Source organism: Paenibacillus sp. G2S3 (genome assembly GCF_030123105.1).
In the GTDB taxonomy this organism is placed as follows: Bacteria; Bacillota; Bacilli; order Paenibacillales; family Paenibacillaceae; genus Paenibacillus_AQ.
This window is the reverse complement of the sequence record NZ_CP126095.1, coordinates 2,074,468-2,094,813: the sequence shown is the minus strand read 5'-3', so window position 1 is coordinate 2,094,813 and position 20,346 is coordinate 2,074,468. Positions and strand designations below refer to the sequence as shown.

Below are 20,346 nucleotides of genomic sequence, written 5' to 3'. Positions count from 1 at the left end.
AGCAGTACTATAAAGGCGGTGGACAAGTTGAGCATAAAACATAATTCTCTCATGGTAAATCATCCCTGTCTAACAGACAAATCTAATGCGAGCAATAGACAAAGCTCTGCCTTTGGCTGGTCTTCTAAGAACTGGAGCGGTTACACTGTTACTGGAAGAAAAGGCGCGTTCAATCGCATTGCCGGTGAATGGATCGTCCCATACGTAAAACCAACACACAAATCTACCTATTCCTCCGCATGGATTGGCATCGACGGCTTCAAGAACAGTAGTCTTATCCAGACGGGAACAGGTCATGAATTCGTAAATGGGGTTGCCCGTTATTACGCCTGGTGGGAAATACTACCTGACGTTGAGACCGTAATCCCTTTTCCAGTATACCCTGGAGATCATATGAAAGGTACTATCACAAAAATAAGCCACACGAAGTGGTCTATCACACTACGGAATTTAAGCCGAAATTGGACCTTCCGAACGCTCCAGCCATATACGGGTCCACAGACCTCTGGCGAATGGATCATGGAGGCTCCTGAGGTGGATGGTTCCATCGCAAAGCTGGCCCGCGTTAGTACTACCTATTTCAACTGCTGCCGAATTAATGGAAAACGACCTAGGTTAACTCTTTCTAAGGGAGGGATCATGGTCCAAAATAATATCACCGTTGCTGTTCCTTCTAGTCCAAGCCATCGAGGGGACTCTTTTAGCGTCAAACGAATATACTAATAGCATAAATGAATTTAGTAATAAAAAAAGAGCTGCCTCATTTGTAGATTTCCACTACATCTGAGACAGCTCTTTTATTTTGCGTAAAAACTACGAATCAGGCAAAGCCAGTCGGTACTACTCGACTGTGCTTACTTTTACCAAGTTAGTAGAACCGGAACGTCCAAGTGGAATTCCTGCAGTAATCACAACTAGGTCGCCAGTTTGAACCAGACCGGAATCCTTACCACCTTGGATTGCTGTTTCCAGCAATTCATCTGTGGAAGAAGCTACTTTACCGAATACTGGCGTAACGCCCCAAACGAGGGACAATTGACGCATAGTTCTTTCTTGTGTTGTAACTGCAATGATTGGTGCTTTAGGACGGTATTTGGAAACAACGCGTGCAGTATGACCTGTAACAGTCGAAGAAAGAATAGCCTTAGCGTTCAGATCCAAAGCGGAAATTGCAACGGATTGGCTGATTGCTTCAGTAACTGTAGTTTCTTGTGCAGTTTGTTGTTTCATGAAGATTTCACGATGGTTCAGTGCGGATTCCGCTTTCTCAGCAATGCGGGACATTGTAAGTACGGATTCTACTGGGTATTTACCAGCAGCAGTTTCTCCGGAAAGCATGATTGCATCTGTTCCATCAAAAATAGCGTTTGCTACGTCACTTGCTTCAGCGCGAGTAGGACGTGGGTTACGTTGCATGGAATCCAGCATTTGTGTAGCTGTGATAACTGGTTTGCCAGCAACGTTACATTTTTGAATCATCAATTTTTGAGCCAAAGGTACATCTTCAGCTGGAATTTCAACACCAAGGTCACCACGAGCAACCATCAGGCCGTCAGAAGCTTCTAAAATTTCATCAAGGTTGTCAACACCTTGTTGGTTTTCGATTTTGGAAATGATTTGAATGTGAGAAGCGTTGTTTTTCGCAAGCAGCTCACGAATTTCCTGAACGTCGCTAGCTTTGCGAACGAAGGAAGCGGCGATAAAATCGATGTCCTGTTCGATACCAAAAAGAATATCGTTGGTGTCTTTTTCCGTAATACCCGGCAAGGAGATGTTTACTCCTGGTACGTTAACGCCCTTCTTGCTCTTGATCGTACCACCGTTTACAATACGGGTCTTGATTTCAGTTCCTTGAATGTCGACAACTGTCAAACCAATCAGACCGTCATCAATAAGGATGGTGGATCCTACTTGAACATCATTAGGAAGCTCGCTGTACGTGATGGAAATACGTTCTTGGGTGCCAAGGATTTCTTCCGTAGTTAGTGTCAGGTACTCGTCCTGAACTAGTTCAATCGGTTCTACTTCCAATTTGCCTGTGCGAATCTCCGGTCCTTTTGTATCGAGCAGGATAGCAACAGTTTTGTTCAGTTCCTTAGATGCTTGACGGATCGTTTTGATCCGAGCACCGTGCTCTTCAAAATCGCCGTGGGAGAAATTCAAACGGGCCACATTCATACCAGCCAAAATCAATTTTTTGATATTCTCCAACGATTCACTCGCAGGTCCGATCGTACATACAATTTTACTTTTCCGCATTAGGTTTTCCTCCGTTTTTTCGTTCTCTCTGTCTCACTTTTTCCAACTACAAAATCTACTACAAGGCTAACTAATTAAATAGGAACTTTGTCACATGTGCCTTTAACCACGCCCTTATGAATATTACTGCAACTTAAACACAAAATCAATGTTGTAGGCTCTTTTAGATGTAATTTGAGCTCGAATTATCTGTAAGCACAAAAAAAATTAAAATAATCCCGGCATAACGTCGAGATTATTTTAATTCCAATAAAATGTATATTTTACACTAAATTCAATATGGTCCACTAAGTATGGTTTTATGTCTAAAAGTGCAAATGGTAACGCACTTTTTACACTTCAGATTTCACTTCTTCTTCAAGGAAGATCTGCTCCTGCTGAACTTCAGCAAACTCACCAATCTTACGGAATTTACGATATCGATCTTCTTTCAATTCCTCTCTATTCAGAGGAATTAGCTCCTGCAAATGACGCCATAATGCATCCTTAATTGCAGCTGCCGTAGCTTCGTAATCACGATGAGCGCCGCCTTTTGGCTCAGGAACAATCTCTTCAACGACTTCCATTTCAAGCAGATCAGATGCCGTTATCTTCATGGCTTCCGCCGCTTGATCAGCCTTCGAAGCATCCTTCCATAGAATGGATGCAGCACCATTAGGGGATATCGCCGAATAAATGGCATGCTCCAGCATAAGCACTCTATTCCCAACTGCCAGTGCTAGTGCGCCACCACTTCCGCCTTCACCGATGACCACACAGATTACTGGGACACCAAACTGAGACATCTCGCGTAAATTACGGGCAATCGCTTCGGATTGTCCTCTTTCCTCAGCTGTGTTGCCTGGATAAGCCCCTTTCGTATCCACAAAGGTAATAATGGGACGTTTGAACTTGTCCGCCTGCTGCATCAAACGCAGCGCTTTACGGAAGCCCTCAGGGTGTGCACTGCCGAAGAATCGCAAAATATTCTCTTTCGTGTCTTTCCCGCGCTGCTGGCCAATAACTGTAACAGGCACACCGTTTAGTTTACCGATACCGCCTACAATCGCAAGATCATCGCCAAACATCCGATCCCCGTGCAGCTCAATAAAATCCGTGAAGATCTGCCCCATAAGATCAAGGGAAGTCGGACGACCTTGGTGTCTAGCTAGATGCATTTTTTGAGAAGGTGAGATATTGGAATAAACTTCCTCTTCAAGCACACGGTATCGTTCTTCCAGCCTTGCTACCTCATCCGTAAAATCAATACTCTTCTCTTCGCCAAACTGCTTTAGCTCGGCAATTTTCTTACGCATTTCAACCAGAGGCATTTCAAAAGGCAACTCTCCTGCCAACCTAAAATCCCCCTTTCACATCATGCAATTCCAAAATTTTGGTCAGTGTGGCGCGCAGTTCTTTACGGTGCACAACCATATCAATCAAGCCATGCTGCAGATTAAATTCAGCCGTCTGGAAATCATCCGGAAGCTTCTGGCGAATCGTCTGTTCAATCACTATACGTCCTGCGAAACCGAATACAGCCCCAGGCTCAGCAATAATAATATCGCCAAGACTAGCAAAGCTCGCAGATACTCCGCCCGTAGTCGGATCCGTAATTATAGAAATATAAAGGCCGCCCACTTCATTGAAACGAGCAAGCGCTGCACTGGTCTTCGCCATTTGCATAAGACTTAGAATACTCTCCTGCATTCTCGCTCCGCCTGAAGTAGAGAAAATAAGGAGTGGAAGCTGCTTCTCTGTGGCTTCTTCAATTGCTCGGGTAATTTTCTCACCGACTACAGATCCCATACTACCCGAGAAAAATTCAAAATTCATCACAGCTACAATAACCGGATATCCGCTAATAGATCCCTGTCCCGTAATTACGGCATCAGTTTGTCCCGATTTCAGTTGTTGTTGCTCCAATTTAGAAGCATAACCCGGGAATTTCAGCGGATCTATAGAATACATTTCACTGTCAAACTCAATAAAGCCCTCTGGGTCTAACGTCATAGCAATACGCTCTACAGCGTTCAAGCGTAAATGATGACCACAAGTAGGACATACCTTTAGATTCTTTTCCAATTCCTTGCTATACTGGATCGTTCCACATTTATTACATTTACTCATTAATCCTTCAGGAATTTCCCGTTTGGGGCGTTCGCCTTCTGCAGGCACGCCGCTTCGCTCCAGACGTTCTGAAGGAATAGTCGCGTACTTCCGTTTCTTCTGAAATAAATCTTTGAACACACCCGCACCTCTTCAGCCGTTTATTTGCGTTATGCAGCTTGCCGCTGTCATGACTTTTCTCTTGATAGAAATTCAGGGATGCAGAATAAGATTAAGGACTTCCTGTACTTCCTCCAGTTCACCTGAAGGAACCAATATCTCAAACTGCTGCTTGGACATATTGATTGGACGGCATTTTACTAAAAAACCTTCTTCAGTCAGCTTACTCTTAATCATATCCGCCACTTTGGCGGTCGGCGCGATATATATTACCGTCCACATGCCTAGCAAGGCCTCCCCAATCTTAATTCCCAGCCGTATCCCGTATAATGGAATTATGATAACACAGTTTTCTTTTTTCCCGCAACAGGCGTAGGGCAAAGGAAGCAAGACTGAGGAACTCGTTCAAACGAAATGAATCGGGTCATTTATTCCGTGTCCGTGACTAGAGGATATACTTTTGCCCCTTCCTGCCGATGAGCAATTCTAGCAGAAGCAGCTGCAGCGATACCCGCTACTAGGTCATCCAAGAACACGTGAATACTTCCCTTATCATCGTTCAATTCACCAATGATTCCAAGCTTTATTTTGTCCAAGTACCCAAATCCTGTAAGTCCGATCATCCCATAAACCCCTGTGATACCAAGGGCTAGAGTCTCGTCCGCTCCATAAAGTGATTCATCCGCCTCCATTACTGCCTGAAGCGGCTGAGGAAGCAGTTTTTTCTCTGCCAATTCATCAAGTGCGATCCCCGTCATTAACGTGTACTGCACTTCTCTTTTTCCCAAAACAGATTTCACACTGGAAAGACATTCTTCCTTGGATAAACCGGGATAATAAACCGATTGTAAAATATATACGATTTCAGCAATGGAAGAAAGTGATACGCCTCTACGTTCCAACAAATCAACTGCCATTTGATAGGACATGTTGTGATTCCCCTTTCCGCCCAGGGATTCGCCCTGTGGTTTCCTAATGTATGCGGAAAAGGGTGGAATTGTTCTTATTTTATTCTTACGGTACCTGCTCCCAGCATAGACTCGATAGCCGCGAACAGCTCCTGGGTAGGCTTAATTCGATAGTTATCACTAAGGGCCAGGAGCTTCTGATCCCGTTCGTAGAACAGAATCGTCGCTACTGGGCCTGGATGATTCTGCAGCAGCTCCTTCAGGCGCGACAGCTGCTCAGCATTCTCGGCGGCCGGCGTGATCTTGATAAAGACACGCTGGCCTGTCGCCGGCGCTGGCGCAGCGGCCGGTGCAGGTGTTGCAGGCGCAGCTGCGCCGCCTGCAGGTCTGCCAGCGGGGCCAGTGGCGGCACCGCTAGCCCGCGGAGCAGGAGCTGCGCCACGCGGCGGCGCTCCTGCTGGGGCCGAGCGTCCCGCGCTATATGAGCGGGACCCAGCGGCACTACGGCGCTGCAGCAGGCCGCGGAGGGACTCCGCGGATAGCAGCGCCACTTCCTCAGCCAGCAGCTTGAAGCCTTCGTCCTCCTGCTGCACCTTGGCGCGCAAGGCCAGCAGCGCGCCCTTGGCAATCAAGCTGCGGCTTCGCTTCCACACCTCGGGGAAGAGCACGACTTCGCAGCGCTCGATCTGATCTTCCCATTCGATGAAGGCCATCGATTTCCCTTGCTTCGTCGTAATTTCCTTAACGGATACGACCATGCCGGCTGTAACCGTCTGGCTCTCATCTGCGGCTTCACCGAGATCCATCAGCCGCTGTATACCGGGCTCCTCAAGCAGCTCAGCACTATCGTCGAGCGGATGCCCTGATAGATACAGCCCCAGCAGCTCACGTTCCAGCTCCAGCTGCTGTCCTACTGTGAACTTAGGAATATCCGGATAGCGAATCTCCCAGTTCGGCGTCTCCACCAAATCATCGAATAACTGGATTTGCAGTTCATCCCGCTCCTTGCGCCATTTCGTCGCGGCGTCAACGGTCTCGTCCAGCATAGCTAGCAGCTGGGCCCTATGACCCGGCAGACAGTCAAAAGCTCCTGCCTGCAGCAAAGACTCCACTACCCGCTTGTTGCAGACCCGCAGATCCACACGTCGACAGAAATCGAGCAGGCTGTCGAACGGTCGCTCCTTGCGGACCGACATAATATTCTCCACTGCTAGCGTGCCGACGTTCTTAATCGCTGCGAGCCCAAAGCGGATATGCCCTGTTCCCGCTTCTTCGCCTGGAACAGGGGTAAACAGCACCCCGCTCTCGTTCACATCCGGCGGTAACACGCCGATGCCCGTGCGGCGGCAATCCAGTACATATTCCGCCACCTTACGGTGCGTACCCATCACAGCGGTCAGCATAGATGCCATAAACTGTACCGGATAATGCGCCTTAAGATAAGCCGTCTGGAAAGCCAGCACCCCATAAGCCGCCGCATGCGCACGAGGGAAGCCATAATCGGCAAACCGTACGATCATATCGTAGACGGCATTCGCATCATTTTCGTTATAGCCTTGCTGCAAGCTTCCTTGTACAAAATGGCTGCGTTCCTTATCCAGCGTCTCCCGCTTCTTCTTCGAGACCGCTCGGCGGAGCAGATCCGCTTCACCAAGCGAGAATCCGGCCATAAGCGAAGCAATCTGCATGATCTGTTCCTGATACACAATAATCCCATAGGTATCCGCTAATATAGCTTTCAAATCAGGATGCGGATACTCTACTTCAATCTGACCGTGCTTACCTGCTATATATTTCGGGATAAACTCCATCGGACCCGGACGATACAGCGCTAGAACCGATACGATATCTTCAAAACCATTAGGCTTCAAATCCTTAAGCACACGTCTTACACCTGCCGACTCCAGCTGGAAGACCCCAGTCGTCTCACCAGCGCCTAGCATTTCATACGTGAGCGGATCATGATCTGGTATGATTTTAAAATCTGGAACACTGCCACTCATTTCTTTAATCGAATTCATACAGCGTTCGATAATCGACAAAGTACGCAGGCCCAGAAAATCCATCTTCAGCAGCCCAACACTTTCCAAATGCTCCATAGAGTACTGAGTTAACGCTGTACTTTCGTTGCCCTCTTGAAGGGGTACAGCATCAGTCAGTGGACCTTTGGAAATAACAACCCCGGCAGCATGTGTCGAAGCATGACGAGGCATACCTTCCACTTTCATTGCCATATCCAGCAAGCCTTTGATCTTCGGATTACTGTCATACATCGCTTTAAGGTCTGGAGTAGTCTCCAGTGCTCTAGCAAGACTGATGCCTAGTTGTCCCGGGATAAGCTTGGCAGCCTTGTCTACCTCGTTATAAGGTAAATTCAGCACCCTGCCCACATCACGAACCGCAGCCCGTGCAGCCATGGTTCCGAACGTAATGATCTGTGCCACATGTTCTTTGCCGTATTTCTCCACCACATAAGCGATAACCTCATCACGACGCTCATCACTAAAATCGATATCAATATCCGGCATCGTGATCCGTTCTGGATTTAAGAAACGTTCAAAGAGCAAGTTATACTTAAGCGGATCAACATCCGTGATTCGTAGGGAGTAAGCGGTAAGACTCCCCGCGGAGGAACCCCGGCCCGGCCCCGTAGCAATCCCCTGACGATGACAATAAGCGATAAAATCCCACACAATTAGAAAATAATCGCTAAAACCCATATTCTCGATGACGCCAAGCTCATAGGCAAGACGCTTCTCAGCAGTCTCTCTTTGCTCAGGCGATGCCCAAAGCGGTGTGTCTATATATCGTTCTTCAAGACCTTTAAAACACAACTCTCGCAAATAAGCAGCGGAGTCCTTACCTTCTGGAATTGGTGAATAGGCAGGCAAAATATGTTGACCGAAGGTAAGCTCCAAATTACATTTTTCTGCGATCAATAGCGTGTTACTGATAGCTTCAGGCACATGCGGGAACAACGCCGCCATCTGATCACTGCTTTTTAGAAACAGCTGATCTGTTCCGATCTTGAGCCGTTCCTCATCATCCACAGTTTTACCTGTTCCAATACAGATCAGAACATCCTGTACCTCTGCATCTTCCTTGGCTAAATAATGGACGTCATTCGTAGCTACAAGTGGGATCTCACAGGCCTTGGCAAGTGCGATCAGCTTCGGATTTACTCGCTTTTGCTCGGAAATTCCATGATCTTGAAGCTCCAGGTAGAAGTCTTCGCCAAAAATCTCCTTATATCGTAGCGCAGCCTTGCGCGCCTCGTCATCTCTTCCGTGCAACAGATGCTGCGGCACTTCGCCGCCAAGACAGGCACTAAGGCAGATGATTCCCTCCGAATGAGCCGCCAGAACCTCCATATCAATGCGAGGTTTATAGTGATGACCTTCCAGATGACCAATAGAGATCAGCTTCATCAGGTTCTTGTAGCCGGTTTCATTCTTGACGAGCAGAATCAGGTGATAAATCGGTTGATCTTTACGACTGCCTCGCTCACGGCGGGAGCCCGCGGTTAAATAAGCCTCACAGCCGATAATCGGCTTGATTCCATTCTCTTTACACGCTTTATAAAAGGGGATCGCCCCATACATCACTCCATGATCCGTAAGCGCCAGCGACTTCATGCCGTATTCGCCGGCCCGGCGCACGAGATCGGTAATGCGCGCCGCCCCGTCCAGTAAACTGTATTCGCTGTGCACATGCAAATGCACGAAAGGGCTCATCATCCCACTTCCTTTCTACTACAAAAATCAAACATAAAAGGTTGTTCAAAAAGTCCGCTTTTGATCACGAAGTAACCCAAGAAGCTTACTCGACATCGAATATTGAATTCAGGCGAAACTTCCGGTGCTCACGTAGCTTCCACTACGCTCCGCTCCTCATTTTCTACCTTCTTTCAATCTTCTCGGTGCTGAAAACCGTACTTTTTGAACTCGCAATATAAGATGAAACTATTTTATCATATTAAAGGGGGACCCGCCCATAGAATGGATTAAGAGCACATGGACAGGCAACGATTATAGATGCCTCGTCCGGGAAGGGGCCTTTATGAGCATTTTTATGAGCAAAGCGATCCTCGATTTCTTTATCGCCTTTGGCATCGTACTTGGCGGAGCTATGGTCGGCGGAATCGGTGCTGTAGTATCCCTGCAACCACCGACGCAAACGATGCTAGATGTAGCAGACCGGATTAAAATATGGGCACTTGCCGCCGCTGTTGGAGGTACTATGGACCCTCTACGGGTCATTGAAAGCAATGTGATTGGAGGCAACCTCTCCCCCGCCATCAAGCAAATCATGTATATTGCCTTCGCTTTTCTCGGAGCTCATATGGGCAGCGAGCTAGTAAAATGGGTGTGCGGCAGGGGGTAACGCCAATGAGAGTTCCACCATTCAGTCGTTTTCGTAGATTCACCCAAATTTCCGCTATATTCATGCTGGGGATCGTCGTAGGAGCCGTCATATACAACGCTATATACCATGTTGGATTCAACGTGTTATGGCTGAATAATGCAGACCTGCGTGCACAGATCGAGCAATATCAAGAGGATATTAAAACACTCAAAAAATACAATAATACCTCTACGGTAATCAGAGAAATCAAAATTCGATCAGAGGAAAGCAAAGCCCAAGCAGAAGGCTCACCCTCAGTTGACCCCGTAACTTTAAAATTAATACTTAGTGAAATACGATCAGATCTGGAGCCTATGCGTGGCCGCAGCATGTTCGATATTGACACAGACAGTAAACTGGTTAGGCTGCTGCTGGATGGCAAACTTTACATTGTGCGAGATAAGGAATACTCTGTCAAAATCCGGACGATGCTCGTCATGGAAGGCGTTCTGCAAATCTGGGTGGAAATCAGTCCTTTTAAGCGCAACTAACAACAATCGTGTGATACAATAATGGACAGACAAAAGTGGAAATTACTTCAAGGCTTTTGCACGACATGATAAAGGAGCTGGCTGTCCATGGTTTTATTTATCAAGTACTTATTGTTTGTCCTGCTGGTGATCTTTGTAATCGGTGCCGCTGTGTTCAGCTTATCCTCTCGCCGTGCCTTAAATCCCCAAGCTAAGGGGCTAAAACGCTCCGTCATGAATGTAATGCTAGGCGCAATGCTCGTAACGCTCTCCCTGATTTCCATGTTTCTGTTTCGCGGCTCCACCATTAATATCATTGTTGAAGCTGTCTTTCTTCTGATCGGTATATTCAACATCTTCTCAGGACTACGTAGTTATAGTTATTACAACCGTAGCCGAAGCCAGGAACAACATCAGTCAAAAGCCTAGTCTATACCCCTGATAGGATTATATGAATAAAATAGACTACCCTCTCTATCACCGTTGAGGGCAGTCTATTTAGCATGTTTATGCTTCGTTATCTCTTAGCCGTGATCAATGGATTGCAGCATTAGGACAGCTTTCGCTACCAAGGTATCCGAATAGCTGATCTCTATTTCAAGCTTACATGTACGGCGACTAATCTCGAGCAGTCTCGGCATTACAATAATCGCGTGTTCGATCTGTACCGGCCGAATAAAATAGGTGGACATATTATCTAATACATAGTCATTTCCTGTAATATCCTTAGCTGCCTTAAACGCAGAGAGCGTCATTAGCGTAGACAATACACCTTCAGAAATGGTACCAAGGTCTGTGGCCATCTGAGGCGTAATAAAGCCGTGAAAAAACAATCGTCCCTCTTCATCCCGCTCATCCGCAAAACCGTTCCAGATGAGATGATCGAAGGTCTCTCCAAGCTGTGGCGTGTTACGTACATCTCGCAAACTTTGCAGCACTTCTTTACGAGTCAGAGAGCCCACCAATTTGCGGTTTCGATCTACAATGGGTAGGAAATCGACACCCTCCCACATCATAATTTGCGCGGCTGAGGCTAGCGAGGTATGCAAAGAAGCAGTAACCGGGCTCCGGACCATTGCCTTTTCAATACTTTGCCCTTCCGGCAGGTCCTCCACTTCGCGTCGGCCGATAATACCAATCACTCGATTCCATTCATCCGTAACGGGGAAACGCTGCTCTCCGGTGTCCTCGGAAATCTGCCGTAGCTCACCGACGGTGCTTGAAATTTTTAACGTATTCAGACGCGGCTTGCTGTCTACTATATCCTCTACCAGCATGATTTTTTTCTTAATCAATCTATCAAAAATAGCTCGGTTAATCATTGATGCCACGGTAAACGTGTCATGTCTTGATGAAATGATGGGGAGGTCCAACTCGTCCGCTAACGCCTTCACTTCACGGCTCGTCCCGAAGCCACCTGTAACCAGAACTCCGGCACCCTGCTCTAGCGCCAAGGAGTGAACATCATCGCGGTTACCCACAATGAGCAGACTGTCTGCGTCTATATAACGAATCATCGCGTCGACCTTCATCGCCCCGATTACATATTTATGTAGATGTTTACTCAGTCCGCTAGCCCCGCCGAGAACATGACCTTCCACTATATCAACCACGTCACCAAACGTCAGCTGTTCAGAAATGTTACGAGGCTTCTTTTCTACACGTACTGTACCAATCCGTTCCTTCGTAATGACAATCCCAAGATTCTCAGCTTCCTTAACGGCACGATACGCCGTTCCCTCACTGACCAACATTTCTTTTGCAAGCTTACGAACAGATATTTTGGAGCCTACCTTAAGACTTTCAATATGCTGCAGCAGTTGCTCGTGTTTAGTAATTGCATCGCCTTGACCTTCCAACTGTTACACCCCCGTACTCCGATCTGTACTATACTGTACTCATTATACACGGAGAGAATGGCACAGTACAACCGATTCATGGGCAGCGAATTCGAATTTAACTGCCCGTTATTTAGCAACCTTTTCCTCTTTTTTATAGTCTGAGAGTTAAAGAAAGTGTAAAGGAGCGCATATATGAAAAAGATCGCTTTATTACTATTTACCATTACTTTGCTTTTGATAGGACTGGTCGGCTGTGGAAATATGAGAACCGAAGTAAAACAAACAAGTCAAATAGAGCTGGATGCACAAAATATACTTTCTATTAACTTAATAGAAAAAGACCAGCCGGTGACGACTATTTCTGAAGCATCATCCTTGGAACGTTTCGTTCAAGCCATAACTACTGCTGAATATGATAAAGGACAACTAGATATTGCTCCAAGCGATTACAGAACCACAGTAAACATGAAGGACGGCATAAGTTATGAGTTCTCTTTTTGGATCGCCGGAAGTAACGATGGGTTACTCATTAAATCGGGACAAATGGGCCACTATCGTCTGTCAGATATCAGCAAAAAAGACCTGTTGGACTTGTTTCAATCGACTATTAAAGAAGATAAAAATAATCCGGCAGAGGCTACCGACCTACAGCCCCCAAGCGTTCAAGTTGCTGTTGGAGATGAGCAATTCGATGCCATTCAAGGCTCTTATTGCTGGAATGACAATGGCAAAGGCGTCTGTGTAGATATGGCTTCTTACGATCAATTGGTTTCCAAACAGAAGGTACTTCCCAAAGCCATCAGCCGTGATCAGGTAGAACTCAAATTCTCATCTGCACCCAAGGAGATAGAGGTTATAGCTTCATTTCCTGGTGAGGAACGACGGGACGAAGCTCTTTCCGTAGAAAATAACAGTTTTCAACTCGCAGCAGGTAGCGGAAAATATCTGTATATTATCCAAGCAAGATGGCCTCAGGGGAGCGCCAGTTATGTATTTGAAGTAGAGTGCTCGGTTAGAAAAAAGTAATCCGTTTGTTAGACAAACTGGGTAGACAAATAGAGAATAGTCCCTGAAAAAAAGGAAAAATATGTTATGCTGTAGAGGTGAAAGGGGATGACCTTATGCAATTTCTTTTTATACTCGCGTTTCTCGTTCCTGCGGTGTGGTACTACGTGGCTCTTGGTAAACGGATATCTGCAGAAGAAAAGAAAGCGGGAAAAGATCTCTCGGATGAGATCAATCCTTTTACAGGTGGAAGATAACTTTAATACCCCTGCAGCTTCGCGGGGGCATTTTTAAAGCCCACTGGCTTTAGCTAGTGGGCTTTTTCGTGAATCTAGGGCATTTATACCCCTCTTCGCACCAGTTCGGCGCTTTTTCCGGGAATATCAAATCTAGTTACTTAAGAAAGCAGCCCCAATTCTATGATCTTTGTGTAACTCTAGTTTCTTCTTTCCATTTGGACTGCCATTGTTCCAATTTTGCTTTTCGCACAGCTTCCAAACGCTTAGTCTTCTCCTCATCAACGCCAATAATAAAATGCAGATGTGCTGCAATGACCATAAAGGCAAAAAGTGACCAGACGACTCCAAAACCAAATACCCAGCTAGGTCCATTCGCAAGCGATAACTTCGGCAGAGCATACAAAAGCATGGCCAACGCCAGCAACAGATAGACACCATGTTTAAACTTGTTTCTTTTTCTCATAACTAACAGCTCCTCGTAGACAAGATATTCGATTGAATCTATATCTCTACTCTATGAACATGAAGCCCGTAATATGAGACAAGTCCATAAAAAATATACTTCTATTCAAAAAAATATATATAATAGTACGCATTTATCTAGCTAGCAAAGCTTATATATGAGATGATAATTTCATTTAGGGGGCGATTTGGAATTGAATACAGCATATACTCATACCGAATACATAATTCGAAAAAAGGTATTTTCGATCATGGGTGCGAAACTTCATATTTATGATAGCTCGGAGCAGCTTGTACTCTATTCGCAAATGAAAGCATTTAAGCTGAAAGAGGATATTGCACTGTACACAGATGAGTCTATGCAAAAGGAGCTTCTACGTATAAAAGCCCGCAGTGCCATCGACTTTAGCGCTACTTATGATGTGCATGATACGGAGACTGGCGAGCACATCGGTGCACTGCGCCGTAAGGGACTCAAATCTATTTTGAAAGATGAATGGACGATTCTTGATCGCCATGATCAGGAAATCGGAAAAATCAAGGAAGACAGCACCGCGATGGCTATACTCCGCCGCTTCATTTCTATTATCCCTCAAAAATACAATATCGAGATGGATGATACAACGATTCCAGCTTTCAAACAGAACTTCAACCCATTCGTTACAAAAATCATCGCTGACTTCTCCGACGATCCAAAAGGAATGCTTGATCGCCGCCTAGGTCTGGCTGCCGGTATTCTTCTCTGTGCAGTTGAAGGTAAACAAGATTAGTTATGAGCTTAAACTTAAGGTTGTCATCAAAAAGAGGGTGTTCCCAATGCCAAACGGCTTCGGGAACACCCTATTTAGATTGCACTGATGAAACTTTTCAAGTAAATACTCGCTTACTAAAAGCGTTTATTCGCCGTACAATTGCGACAAGCTCTCGGTAATGATTTTGTTAACATCTTCGATTACAACACTTAGACGGCGTTCCGCATCGAACAGACGGCGAATCCCAAGATTCATGTTAAGCACCTCGAATAATTTCTCCATCTTTTCCATTTCTTCCTGTGGAGGCATGTCTCCGCTCATCATCCGTTGTTGAAGCTCCAATTGGCCATTGCGGAAGTTATCGAGCATCGCTTTGGCTTCAGGATCTGTTTCTACCAGTTTCATCGCGTTGGTGATATCCGCTACCTCAGTACTTTCTTTAATGGCTTTCGCCAGTTCATGTGCTTTGTCGTGAATACTCATTATGATTCCTCCTAAAAGTTTTGTGAGCATATGCTTCCTAGGTTTACTTCGTACAAAAAATCCCTTCGAAAGCGCTGCTTAAGTTTCCAAATATTGATTCATCCCATGCTTGTTTCGCTTCTTGGGCCAGACTTTTGAAATGATGCGGCAAGGTTTTTAAAGAGTAGGTCAATCACCAAGGGTCATATGTCTCCATATGATGAATGATATGTAACCCTTAGCTACCAAATTGCCGGCATCATGCTGCCTACCGGAAGGAGATCCACGATGTCCCAATTCAAGATCCCGGTCCATACGGTCCACTCGGGCATCCTGCAGGAAAACGCTATAATGCTTGGCGAACGATCCATGAAAAGACTCAAAATCCCGGCTCACGGAACGCTCCAGCTGGCTTTCGGCTCTTTCCGGCAGGAGGTTACCATTATCCCGGCTCCCAAATCCGACAGCCTGCGTGTAAGCGAAGGACTGGCGCGGCGGACCGGATGGAAACATCGGCAAACCCTCAACGCCTCATACAGCTCCGTAAGTCGTACCTTGCGGCTTGGACCGTTGATCGGTGTACTCGTCAGTCGTGACCATCCAGATAATCTCGACAGGCTGTTTGGACCCATTACCATGTTCTGTCGAGAATTAACAAATGCCTGCCACTCACAAGGCGCCTATGTATATTTCTTTACCCCGGAAGCGCTGGAAACAAGCAGCTCTTCCATCCAGGGCTGGGTATACAACGAGGGTTGGAGGAAAATGAGTCTGCCCATCGCCGATGTAATCAACAATCGGCTAACGACGCGAAAGGTGGAGAATAAACCTAGCGTACAGCATTTTTTGGCGGATGTAAAATCACGGTATGGAACGCATTTCTTCAACGAAAAATTTCTTGACAAGACAGAAGTATTTGAAGCTTTAGCGCAAGACCCTTCATTGAAGCGGTATTTACCGGAATCGCATGCCTTAAACGGTTTTGCTGTTGTAAAGAAAATGTGTAGCCAATATCCAAGCGTGTTTCTAAAGCCTGTACGAGGCAGTCTCGGCAAAGGCATTCTCCGAATCTCCAAAGATGAAGGCGGAGGATACCGTTTGTTATCTACTACCTCTATAGGTACACGCAAGCAAAGCTACCCGACATTAGCTAAACTGTACCAGTCCATTGCTCCCAAGATGAAGACAACGCGCTACCAGATTCAACAAGGATTGCCCTTGATGGAGCTCGGTAAGCGTCCTGTAGATTTTCGAGCACTTGTACAGAAGAATGGTACCGGAAAATGGGGCGTTACCTCCATCGTCGCTCGCACCGCTGGAAGCAATCATTTCGTTTCCAATCTAGCAAGAGGTGGCAGTCTTAGTACTGTGCGTGAAGCCGTTAGCAAGAGCAGCCTTCCTCCAGGTACCAAGGATAGCGTACAGCTTCAGCTTCCAAGAGCAGCACTTGCCATTGCAAGAGGAGTAGAAACCTTTATCCCTGCTCATTTCGGAGAGCTCGGAATCGATCTGGCACTGGATCAATCCGGACGAATATGGCTCTTGGAGGTTAACTCCAAACCTTCCAAGAACGATAATACACCGCTAAACGATCAAAAAATCAGACCGTCCGTCAAGCAAATGATTCTGTATTGCCGCTATTTGGCCGGTTTATAAGGAGGACACAATGACTGAAACAGCTATGGGGTTCCTCGGCATTATGACGGGCCGTCGCCACGGGAATCCTCCGATTGCCGAGCCAGAATTTTGCAGTCATTTATGCCGTGCAGCTCCGCGATATAACCTTAATGTCCTCGTATTTCATCCGGACGGAGTAGCGGCAGACGGGTCATCCATAACCGGTTATACATGGAAAGATGGAAGCTGGCACAATACGACCACTACGCCACCAGATATCATTTATAATCGTTGTTTTTACAATAATCCGAAAGAAAGAAAAGAAGCTTCGTCTGCTCTCTCTTTCCTTCACCGCTCACTACCTTGGTCACGAGGTTTACCTGATAAATGGGGCGTATACGAAATCTTGAAGCGCAGCCAAAGAGCAGCTATTTTACTGCCGGAAACTGCACTCTATACTGGTACACGCAAGTTAAGCAATATGCTCGCTGAAAGAGAATATGGGGTCTTCCTAAAACCCAAAGCAGGCTCTCATGGCAAACGTACATTGCATGCCATACTGCAGAACAGACGCTCTGGAGGAGGCATAAGAGTACGAGGGCGCGATGGGGCAAATACACCCTTTCAATACGTATTCAGCTCGCAGGATGAAGGACTGAACTGGATTCATGAATTTATCGGCACACGCCGCTATATTATACAGCCTTATCTGCATCTAACTAATCGTAAGGGGCAACCGTTCGATGTGCGTGTATTGATGCAAAAGAATGGCCTCGGTCGCTGGGATCTTACTGGCATGGCCGTTCGGCTGGGTAATCATGGTTCACTGACTTCGAACCTGCATGGCGGTGGAACTGCGGTTCCTACCTTGCCCTTTTTGCTTGCAGAATATGGTCAGGACGGAAAAGACATCATGCAGGAGCTTGCTACAGAAGCTGCATACTTGCCTCCTCTTCTGGAGGCTGCATGCGGTAGGCTTGGAGAACTCGGCCTAGATTTCGGTATTGATTCGAGCGGTCGGATTCATTTACTAGAAGCAAATTCCAAGCCAGGGCGCACGGTATTCCGGCTGACGGGCGACCGCCGGGCTGCTAAGCTCGCCGCCGAGAATCCACTGTCTTATGCGCGCCATCTGCTACTCAAACAGCGACGGATACCATCCCTATCTACGGACAGCTCCGTTATAAACGGGAGAATGATAACAATGGTTCCTAAGGAGGATTCATAAATGAGTCTCACTTTTTGCAATGTGCATTTCACTAAGCAGCCCCAAAGAGTTGTATATGTATCAGGTGCACTGATGAAAAGCTTGAAATTAACCGGGAAGAAGAACATACGTTTAAGACTCGGTAAAGATGCCATCCCGACCATGATCAAGCCCATCAAGCGCGCCGGAAATCATCTATTCCTCGCTACTGGCGTAAAGAGTGCTATCAAGGTTCCGAAATCTGGTGGTATCTATTTACGCAACCTTCAAAACGACGAAGTACAGCTCGGACCTTTAGTCGGTGTATTGTCCGATGGGCCAGCATCTTCAGCTCAGCCCTTCGGTTCTCGCACTGGCTTTATAAAGCAATTACTGCGGGAAGGTAGTAACAAATGTTATATATTTGCCTTTATGCCTCGTGATATTAACTGGCAACAGGAGCAGGTCTATGGTTATTTCTTAACCGCAGGCGGCAAATTCGAACGCAAAATGGTTCCTCTACCGGATGTTGTCTACAATCGGCTACCCAGTCGGAGAGCGGAGACTTCACCTTATATCAATCAGCTACGCGAACGTTTTATGCGCAAGAAAATCCCTTACTTCAACTGGAGCTTTTTCAATAAAGCCGATATCTATCGGTTACTAGAGAATGACGGAGCTGCAAGCCGTTATGTCCCTGAAACACACAGCAATCCTTCTACCGAAAAAATGAGAGAAATGCTGGATCACCATCATTTTGTATACTACAAGCCTTCCGCGGGCAGTCTGGGTCACGGGATTTACCGACTTACCTATCTGCCTAAAAAAGGGTATTTTGCCCGCTACCGCAAGGGTGGAAAAAACGTACTTCTGCGCTTCACCACCTTTGAAAGCCTTATGCGGATGCTTCGTTCGCGGCACGGTCAAGGTCTGCAAAATTATGTAGTCCAACAAGGAATACGTTTGATTGAAATTGATGGCTGCCCCATTGATTTCCGATTCCATATGCATAAAAACGGTAGTAATCAATGGATTGTAGTCGGTATTGGCGCTAAAAAAGCCGGCCGAGGCAGTGTCACCACTCACCTCAAAAACGGTGGGGCTTTGCTTACACCACAACAGGCGCTCGGTCGTGTATTCGGCGCCAGAGCAGATGAAGTATTGCAGCGTGCAAAGAGTACCGCCGTTAAACTGGCAGAATCCTTAGAAATCCAGCATCGTCATTTGCTCGGTGAAATTGGCTTTGATCTCGGAATTGATCAGGATGAAGACATCTGGATGTTCGAGGCCAACGCCAAACCAGGACGTTCCATCTTCCGTCATCCCTCCCTGCGCGCTGAGGGCAAAGCTTCCATCGAGCACATTCTGGAGCATTGTCTATACCTCAGCAAATTCCGCAGGAGGGATGAGATGTGAACACCCATATTCCGGATGAAACAAAACCCGTTATTGCCATACTGACAACCAGTGACAAAATAAGGAAATTTAATGGCAACCGCAATAACTTCCGGGACATCATTCGCACAGGCAAGGAAATGGGATTTCTTGTCTACGTCGTCACCGTCCGTGACTTGAAGCTTGAGGAACGGATGGTGAACGGTTATGTCCCATCATCCAGCGGAAAAGTGTGGTACAGCATTCCTGTACCTCTTCCACAAATCATCTATAACCGAATTCCTACCCGTGAGGATGAGGAGAAACCTGCTGTCGTAAGCAAAATAGCTCAATGCCTGGAGCATCCAGGCATTAAGCTTTATAATCCATATTTTTTCAATAAATGGAATCTGTTCGAATGGCTGAAAGGCTCACACGCCACCTCGAAGCATGTTCCAAAAACCAGACGTCTACGTAGCGCAAATACGCTTACCGCTATGCTAAATAATCACACTAGCCTCTACCTTAAGCCGGAGAGTGGCAAAGCAGGTAAAGGAATCATGCGTTTAAAATATCGTGCAGATACCACCTTGCCCTATCGACTCCAAATTCAAAGCGGCAAAAAAAATGTAACCTACAAAGCTGCCTCCATAGACCGCCTCTGGGCACGGATCGGAAAAGAAAAGGGAACCTCGCGCTATATCGTACAGCAGGCTATTGAGCTGGCGACTCACCGAGGACGACCATTTGATTTACGTGTCCTTCTGCAGAAAAACGGTAGAGGAGGCTGGGCCATGACCGGCATAGGTGCGCGTCTGGCTGGTGCCCGCAGCATCACCACGCATGTACCTCGCGGCGGCACTATTGAGGAGCCTTCCAGCATGCTGGAAAGCACATTTGGAATCGAAAGAGCAGCCTCCATCCTAAAAAACGTACCTACAACTGCTCTGTTAATCGCCAGACAAATTGAAAGAGCCTCTGATTCTATGCTCGGGGAGATGTCCATGGATCTCGGTGTAGATGAGAATGGAGGACTCTGGTTCTTTGAGGCAAACTCCCGGCCGATGAAATTTGATGAACCTGCGATTCGCAAGCTTTCCTTGGAACGAATCTTTCAATATGGCCAGCACTTAGCACGCCATTCCAAGTAAAATTCATT

Annotated in this window: 20 protein-coding genes; 11 read left to right on the top strand and 9 right to left on the bottom strand. The window is 46.6% G+C overall.

Annotated features, from left to right (window positions below):
* The first annotated feature begins 51 nt into the window (after positions 1–51).
* On the top strand, positions 52–723 hold the full coding sequence (locus tag QNH28_RS09030; protein ID WP_283911064.1) for a G1 family glutamic endopeptidase: 672 nt from the start codon (positions 52–54) through the stop codon (positions 721–723).
* A gap of 117 nt (positions 724–840) precedes the next feature.
* Here QNH28_RS09030 and pyk read toward each other — a convergent pair whose 3' ends face one another.
* From pyk to QNH28_RS09000, 6 genes are all read right to left on the bottom strand, one after another.
* Complete coding sequence (pyk, locus tag QNH28_RS09025; RefSeq protein ID WP_283911063.1) at positions 841–2,259, bottom strand: pyruvate kinase; 1,419 nt, start codon at positions 2,257–2,259, stop codon at positions 841–843.
* 332 nt (positions 2,260–2,591) lie between these two features.
* Positions 2,592–3,593, bottom strand: a complete 1,002-nt coding sequence (locus QNH28_RS09020; RefSeq protein WP_283911062.1) for an acetyl-CoA carboxylase carboxyltransferase subunit alpha — start codon at positions 3,591–3,593, stop codon at positions 2,592–2,594.
* 1 nt (position 3,594) lies between these two features.
* Complete coding sequence (gene accD / locus QNH28_RS09015) at positions 3,595–4,488, bottom strand: acetyl-CoA carboxylase, carboxyltransferase subunit beta (RefSeq protein WP_283911061.1); 894 nt, start codon at positions 4,486–4,488, stop codon at positions 3,595–3,597.
* Positions 4,489–4,560: 72 nt separating this feature from the next.
* Positions 4,561–4,749, bottom strand: coding sequence for a hypothetical protein (locus tag QNH28_RS09010; protein ID WP_042125966.1), 189 nt, complete (start codon positions 4,747–4,749; stop codon positions 4,561–4,563).
* Positions 4,750–4,895: 146 nt separating this feature from the next.
* Positions 4,896–5,396 carry a phosphatidylglycerophosphatase A family protein gene (locus QNH28_RS09005; RefSeq protein WP_060624547.1) on the bottom strand — a complete coding sequence of 167 codons (501 nt, stop codon included), beginning with the start codon at positions 5,394–5,396 and terminating at the stop codon, positions 4,896–4,898.
* 74 nt (positions 5,397–5,470) lie between these two features.
* Positions 5,471–9,109, bottom strand: a complete 3,639-nt coding sequence (locus QNH28_RS09000; RefSeq protein WP_283912094.1) for a DNA polymerase III subunit alpha — start codon at positions 9,107–9,109, stop codon at positions 5,471–5,473.
* Positions 9,110–9,434: 325 nt separating this feature from the next.
* Here QNH28_RS09000 and QNH28_RS08995 point away from each other — a divergent pair, with 325 nt between their 5' ends.
* From QNH28_RS08995 to QNH28_RS08985, 3 genes are all read left to right on the top strand, one after another.
* Positions 9,435–9,758 (top strand): YtrH family sporulation protein, encoded by a 324-nt coding sequence (locus QNH28_RS08995; protein WP_042186502.1) that lies wholly within the window; start codon positions 9,435–9,437, stop codon positions 9,756–9,758.
* 5 nt (positions 9,759–9,763) lie between these two features.
* A complete protein-coding gene (locus QNH28_RS08990) occupies positions 9,764–10,270 on the top strand; it encodes a sporulation membrane protein YtrI (RefSeq protein ID WP_283911060.1) in 507 nt (168 codons plus the stop codon).
* An 87-nt stretch (positions 10,271–10,357) separates the two neighbouring features.
* Entirely contained in the window at positions 10,358–10,678 is a 321-nt protein-coding gene (locus QNH28_RS08985) for a YtpI family protein (protein WP_283911059.1), read from the top strand.
* A gap of 95 nt (positions 10,679–10,773) precedes the next feature.
* Here the strand turns inward: QNH28_RS08985 and QNH28_RS08980 are convergent, their stop codons facing one another.
* Positions 10,774–12,108 carry a DRTGG domain-containing protein gene (locus QNH28_RS08980; protein WP_283911058.1) on the bottom strand — a complete coding sequence of 445 codons (1,335 nt, stop codon included), beginning with the start codon at positions 12,106–12,108 and terminating at the stop codon, positions 10,774–10,776.
* A gap of 174 nt (positions 12,109–12,282) precedes the next feature.
* Between QNH28_RS08980 and QNH28_RS08975 the strand changes: the two genes are divergently transcribed.
* Positions 12,283–13,116 (top strand): YhfM domain-containing protein, encoded by an 834-nt coding sequence (locus QNH28_RS08975; RefSeq protein ID WP_283911057.1) that lies wholly within the window; start codon positions 12,283–12,285, stop codon positions 13,114–13,116.
* A 95-nt stretch (positions 13,117–13,211) separates the two neighbouring features.
* Complete coding sequence (locus QNH28_RS08970) at positions 13,212–13,352, top strand: hypothetical protein (RefSeq protein WP_283911056.1); 141 nt, start codon at positions 13,212–13,214, stop codon at positions 13,350–13,352.
* Positions 13,353–13,512: 160 nt separating this feature from the next.
* Here the strand turns inward: QNH28_RS08970 and QNH28_RS08965 are convergent, their stop codons facing one another.
* Positions 13,513–13,797, bottom strand: a complete 285-nt coding sequence (locus QNH28_RS08965) for a hypothetical protein (protein ID WP_042186490.1) — start codon at positions 13,795–13,797, stop codon at positions 13,513–13,515.
* 193 nt (positions 13,798–13,990) lie between these two features.
* Here QNH28_RS08965 and QNH28_RS08960 point away from each other — a divergent pair, with 193 nt between their 5' ends.
* Positions 13,991–14,566: an LURP-one-related family protein gene (locus QNH28_RS08960; RefSeq protein ID WP_283911055.1), complete on the top strand. Its 576-nt coding sequence runs from the start codon at positions 13,991–13,993 to the stop codon at positions 14,564–14,566.
* 126 nt (positions 14,567–14,692) lie between these two features.
* Here QNH28_RS08960 and QNH28_RS08955 read toward each other — a convergent pair whose 3' ends face one another.
* Entirely contained in the window at positions 14,693–15,031 is a 339-nt protein-coding gene (locus tag QNH28_RS08955; protein ID WP_042186485.1) for a YlbF/YmcA family competence regulator, read from the bottom strand.
* Positions 15,032–15,298: 267 nt separating this feature from the next.
* On the opposite strand from QNH28_RS08955, the gene QNH28_RS08950 reads away from it, so the two are divergent.
* The 4 genes from QNH28_RS08950 to QNH28_RS08935 are packed head-to-tail and all read left to right on the top strand — an operon-like array spanning position 15,299 to position 20,338.
* Positions 15,299–16,666: a YheC/YheD family endospore coat-associated protein gene (locus QNH28_RS08950; RefSeq protein ID WP_283911054.1), complete on the top strand. Its 1,368-nt coding sequence runs from the start codon at positions 15,299–15,301 to the stop codon at positions 16,664–16,666.
* Between the two features lie 10 nt (positions 16,667–16,676).
* On the top strand, positions 16,677–17,855 hold the full coding sequence (locus tag QNH28_RS08945; RefSeq protein ID WP_283911053.1) for a YheC/YheD family endospore coat-associated protein: 1,179 nt from the start codon (positions 16,677–16,679) through the stop codon (positions 17,853–17,855).
* Positions 17,856–19,229, top strand: coding sequence for a YheC/YheD family endospore coat-associated protein (locus QNH28_RS08940; protein WP_283911052.1), 1,374 nt, complete (start codon positions 17,856–17,858; stop codon positions 19,227–19,229).
* The gene (locus QNH28_RS08935; RefSeq protein ID WP_283911051.1) at positions 19,226–20,338 is read left to right on the top strand and encodes a YheC/YheD family endospore coat-associated protein; all 1,113 of its coding nucleotides are present in this window, start codon (positions 19,226–19,228) and stop codon (positions 20,336–20,338) included. The genes QNH28_RS08940 and QNH28_RS08935 overlap by 4 nt, the downstream gene beginning before the upstream one ends.
* Positions 20,339–20,346 lie beyond the last annotated feature (8 nt).

Excerpts from the sequence above, each read along its gene's own strand:
- QNH28_RS08950 (WP_283911054.1), top strand. The coding sequence starts at position 15,299 with ATGTCCCAATTCAAGATCCCGGTCCATACGGTCCACTCGGGCATCCTG.
- QNH28_RS08975 (WP_283911057.1), top strand. The coding sequence starts at position 12,283 with ATGAAAAAGATCGCTTTATTACTATTTACCATTACTTTGCTTTTGATA.
- pyk (WP_283911063.1), bottom strand. The coding sequence starts at position 2,259 with ATGCGGAAAAGTAAAATTGTATGTACGATCGGACCTGCGAGTGAATCG.
- QNH28_RS09030 (WP_283911064.1), top strand. The coding sequence starts at position 52 with ATGGTAAATCATCCCTGTCTAACAGACAAATCTAATGCGAGCAATAGA.
- QNH28_RS08945 (WP_283911053.1), top strand. The coding sequence starts at position 16,677 with ATGACTGAAACAGCTATGGGGTTCCTCGGCATTATGACGGGCCGTCGC.
- QNH28_RS09000 (WP_283912094.1), bottom strand. The coding sequence starts at position 9,109 with ATGAGCCCTTTCGTGCATTTGCATGTGCACAGCGAATACAGTTTACTG.
- QNH28_RS09010 (WP_042125966.1), bottom strand. The coding sequence starts at position 4,749 with ATGTGGACGGTAATATATATCGCGCCGACCGCCAAAGTGGCGGATATG.
- QNH28_RS08990 (WP_283911060.1), top strand. The coding sequence starts at position 9,764 with ATGAGAGTTCCACCATTCAGTCGTTTTCGTAGATTCACCCAAATTTCC.
- QNH28_RS08940 (WP_283911052.1), top strand. The coding sequence starts at position 17,856 with ATGAGTCTCACTTTTTGCAATGTGCATTTCACTAAGCAGCCCCAAAGA.
- QNH28_RS09005 (WP_060624547.1), bottom strand. The coding sequence starts at position 5,396 with ATGTCCTATCAAATGGCAGTTGATTTGTTGGAACGTAGAGGCGTATCA.
- QNH28_RS08970 (WP_283911056.1), top strand. The coding sequence starts at position 13,212 with ATGCAATTTCTTTTTATACTCGCGTTTCTCGTTCCTGCGGTGTGGTAC.
- QNH28_RS08985 (WP_283911059.1), top strand. The coding sequence starts at position 10,358 with ATGGTTTTATTTATCAAGTACTTATTGTTTGTCCTGCTGGTGATCTTT.
- QNH28_RS08965 (WP_042186490.1), bottom strand. The coding sequence starts at position 13,797 with ATGAGAAAAAGAAACAAGTTTAAACATGGTGTCTATCTGTTGCTGGCG.
- QNH28_RS08955 (WP_042186485.1), bottom strand. The coding sequence starts at position 15,031 with ATGAGTATTCACGACAAAGCACATGAACTGGCGAAAGCCATTAAAGAA.
- QNH28_RS08995 (WP_042186502.1), top strand. The coding sequence starts at position 9,435 with ATGAGCATTTTTATGAGCAAAGCGATCCTCGATTTCTTTATCGCCTTT.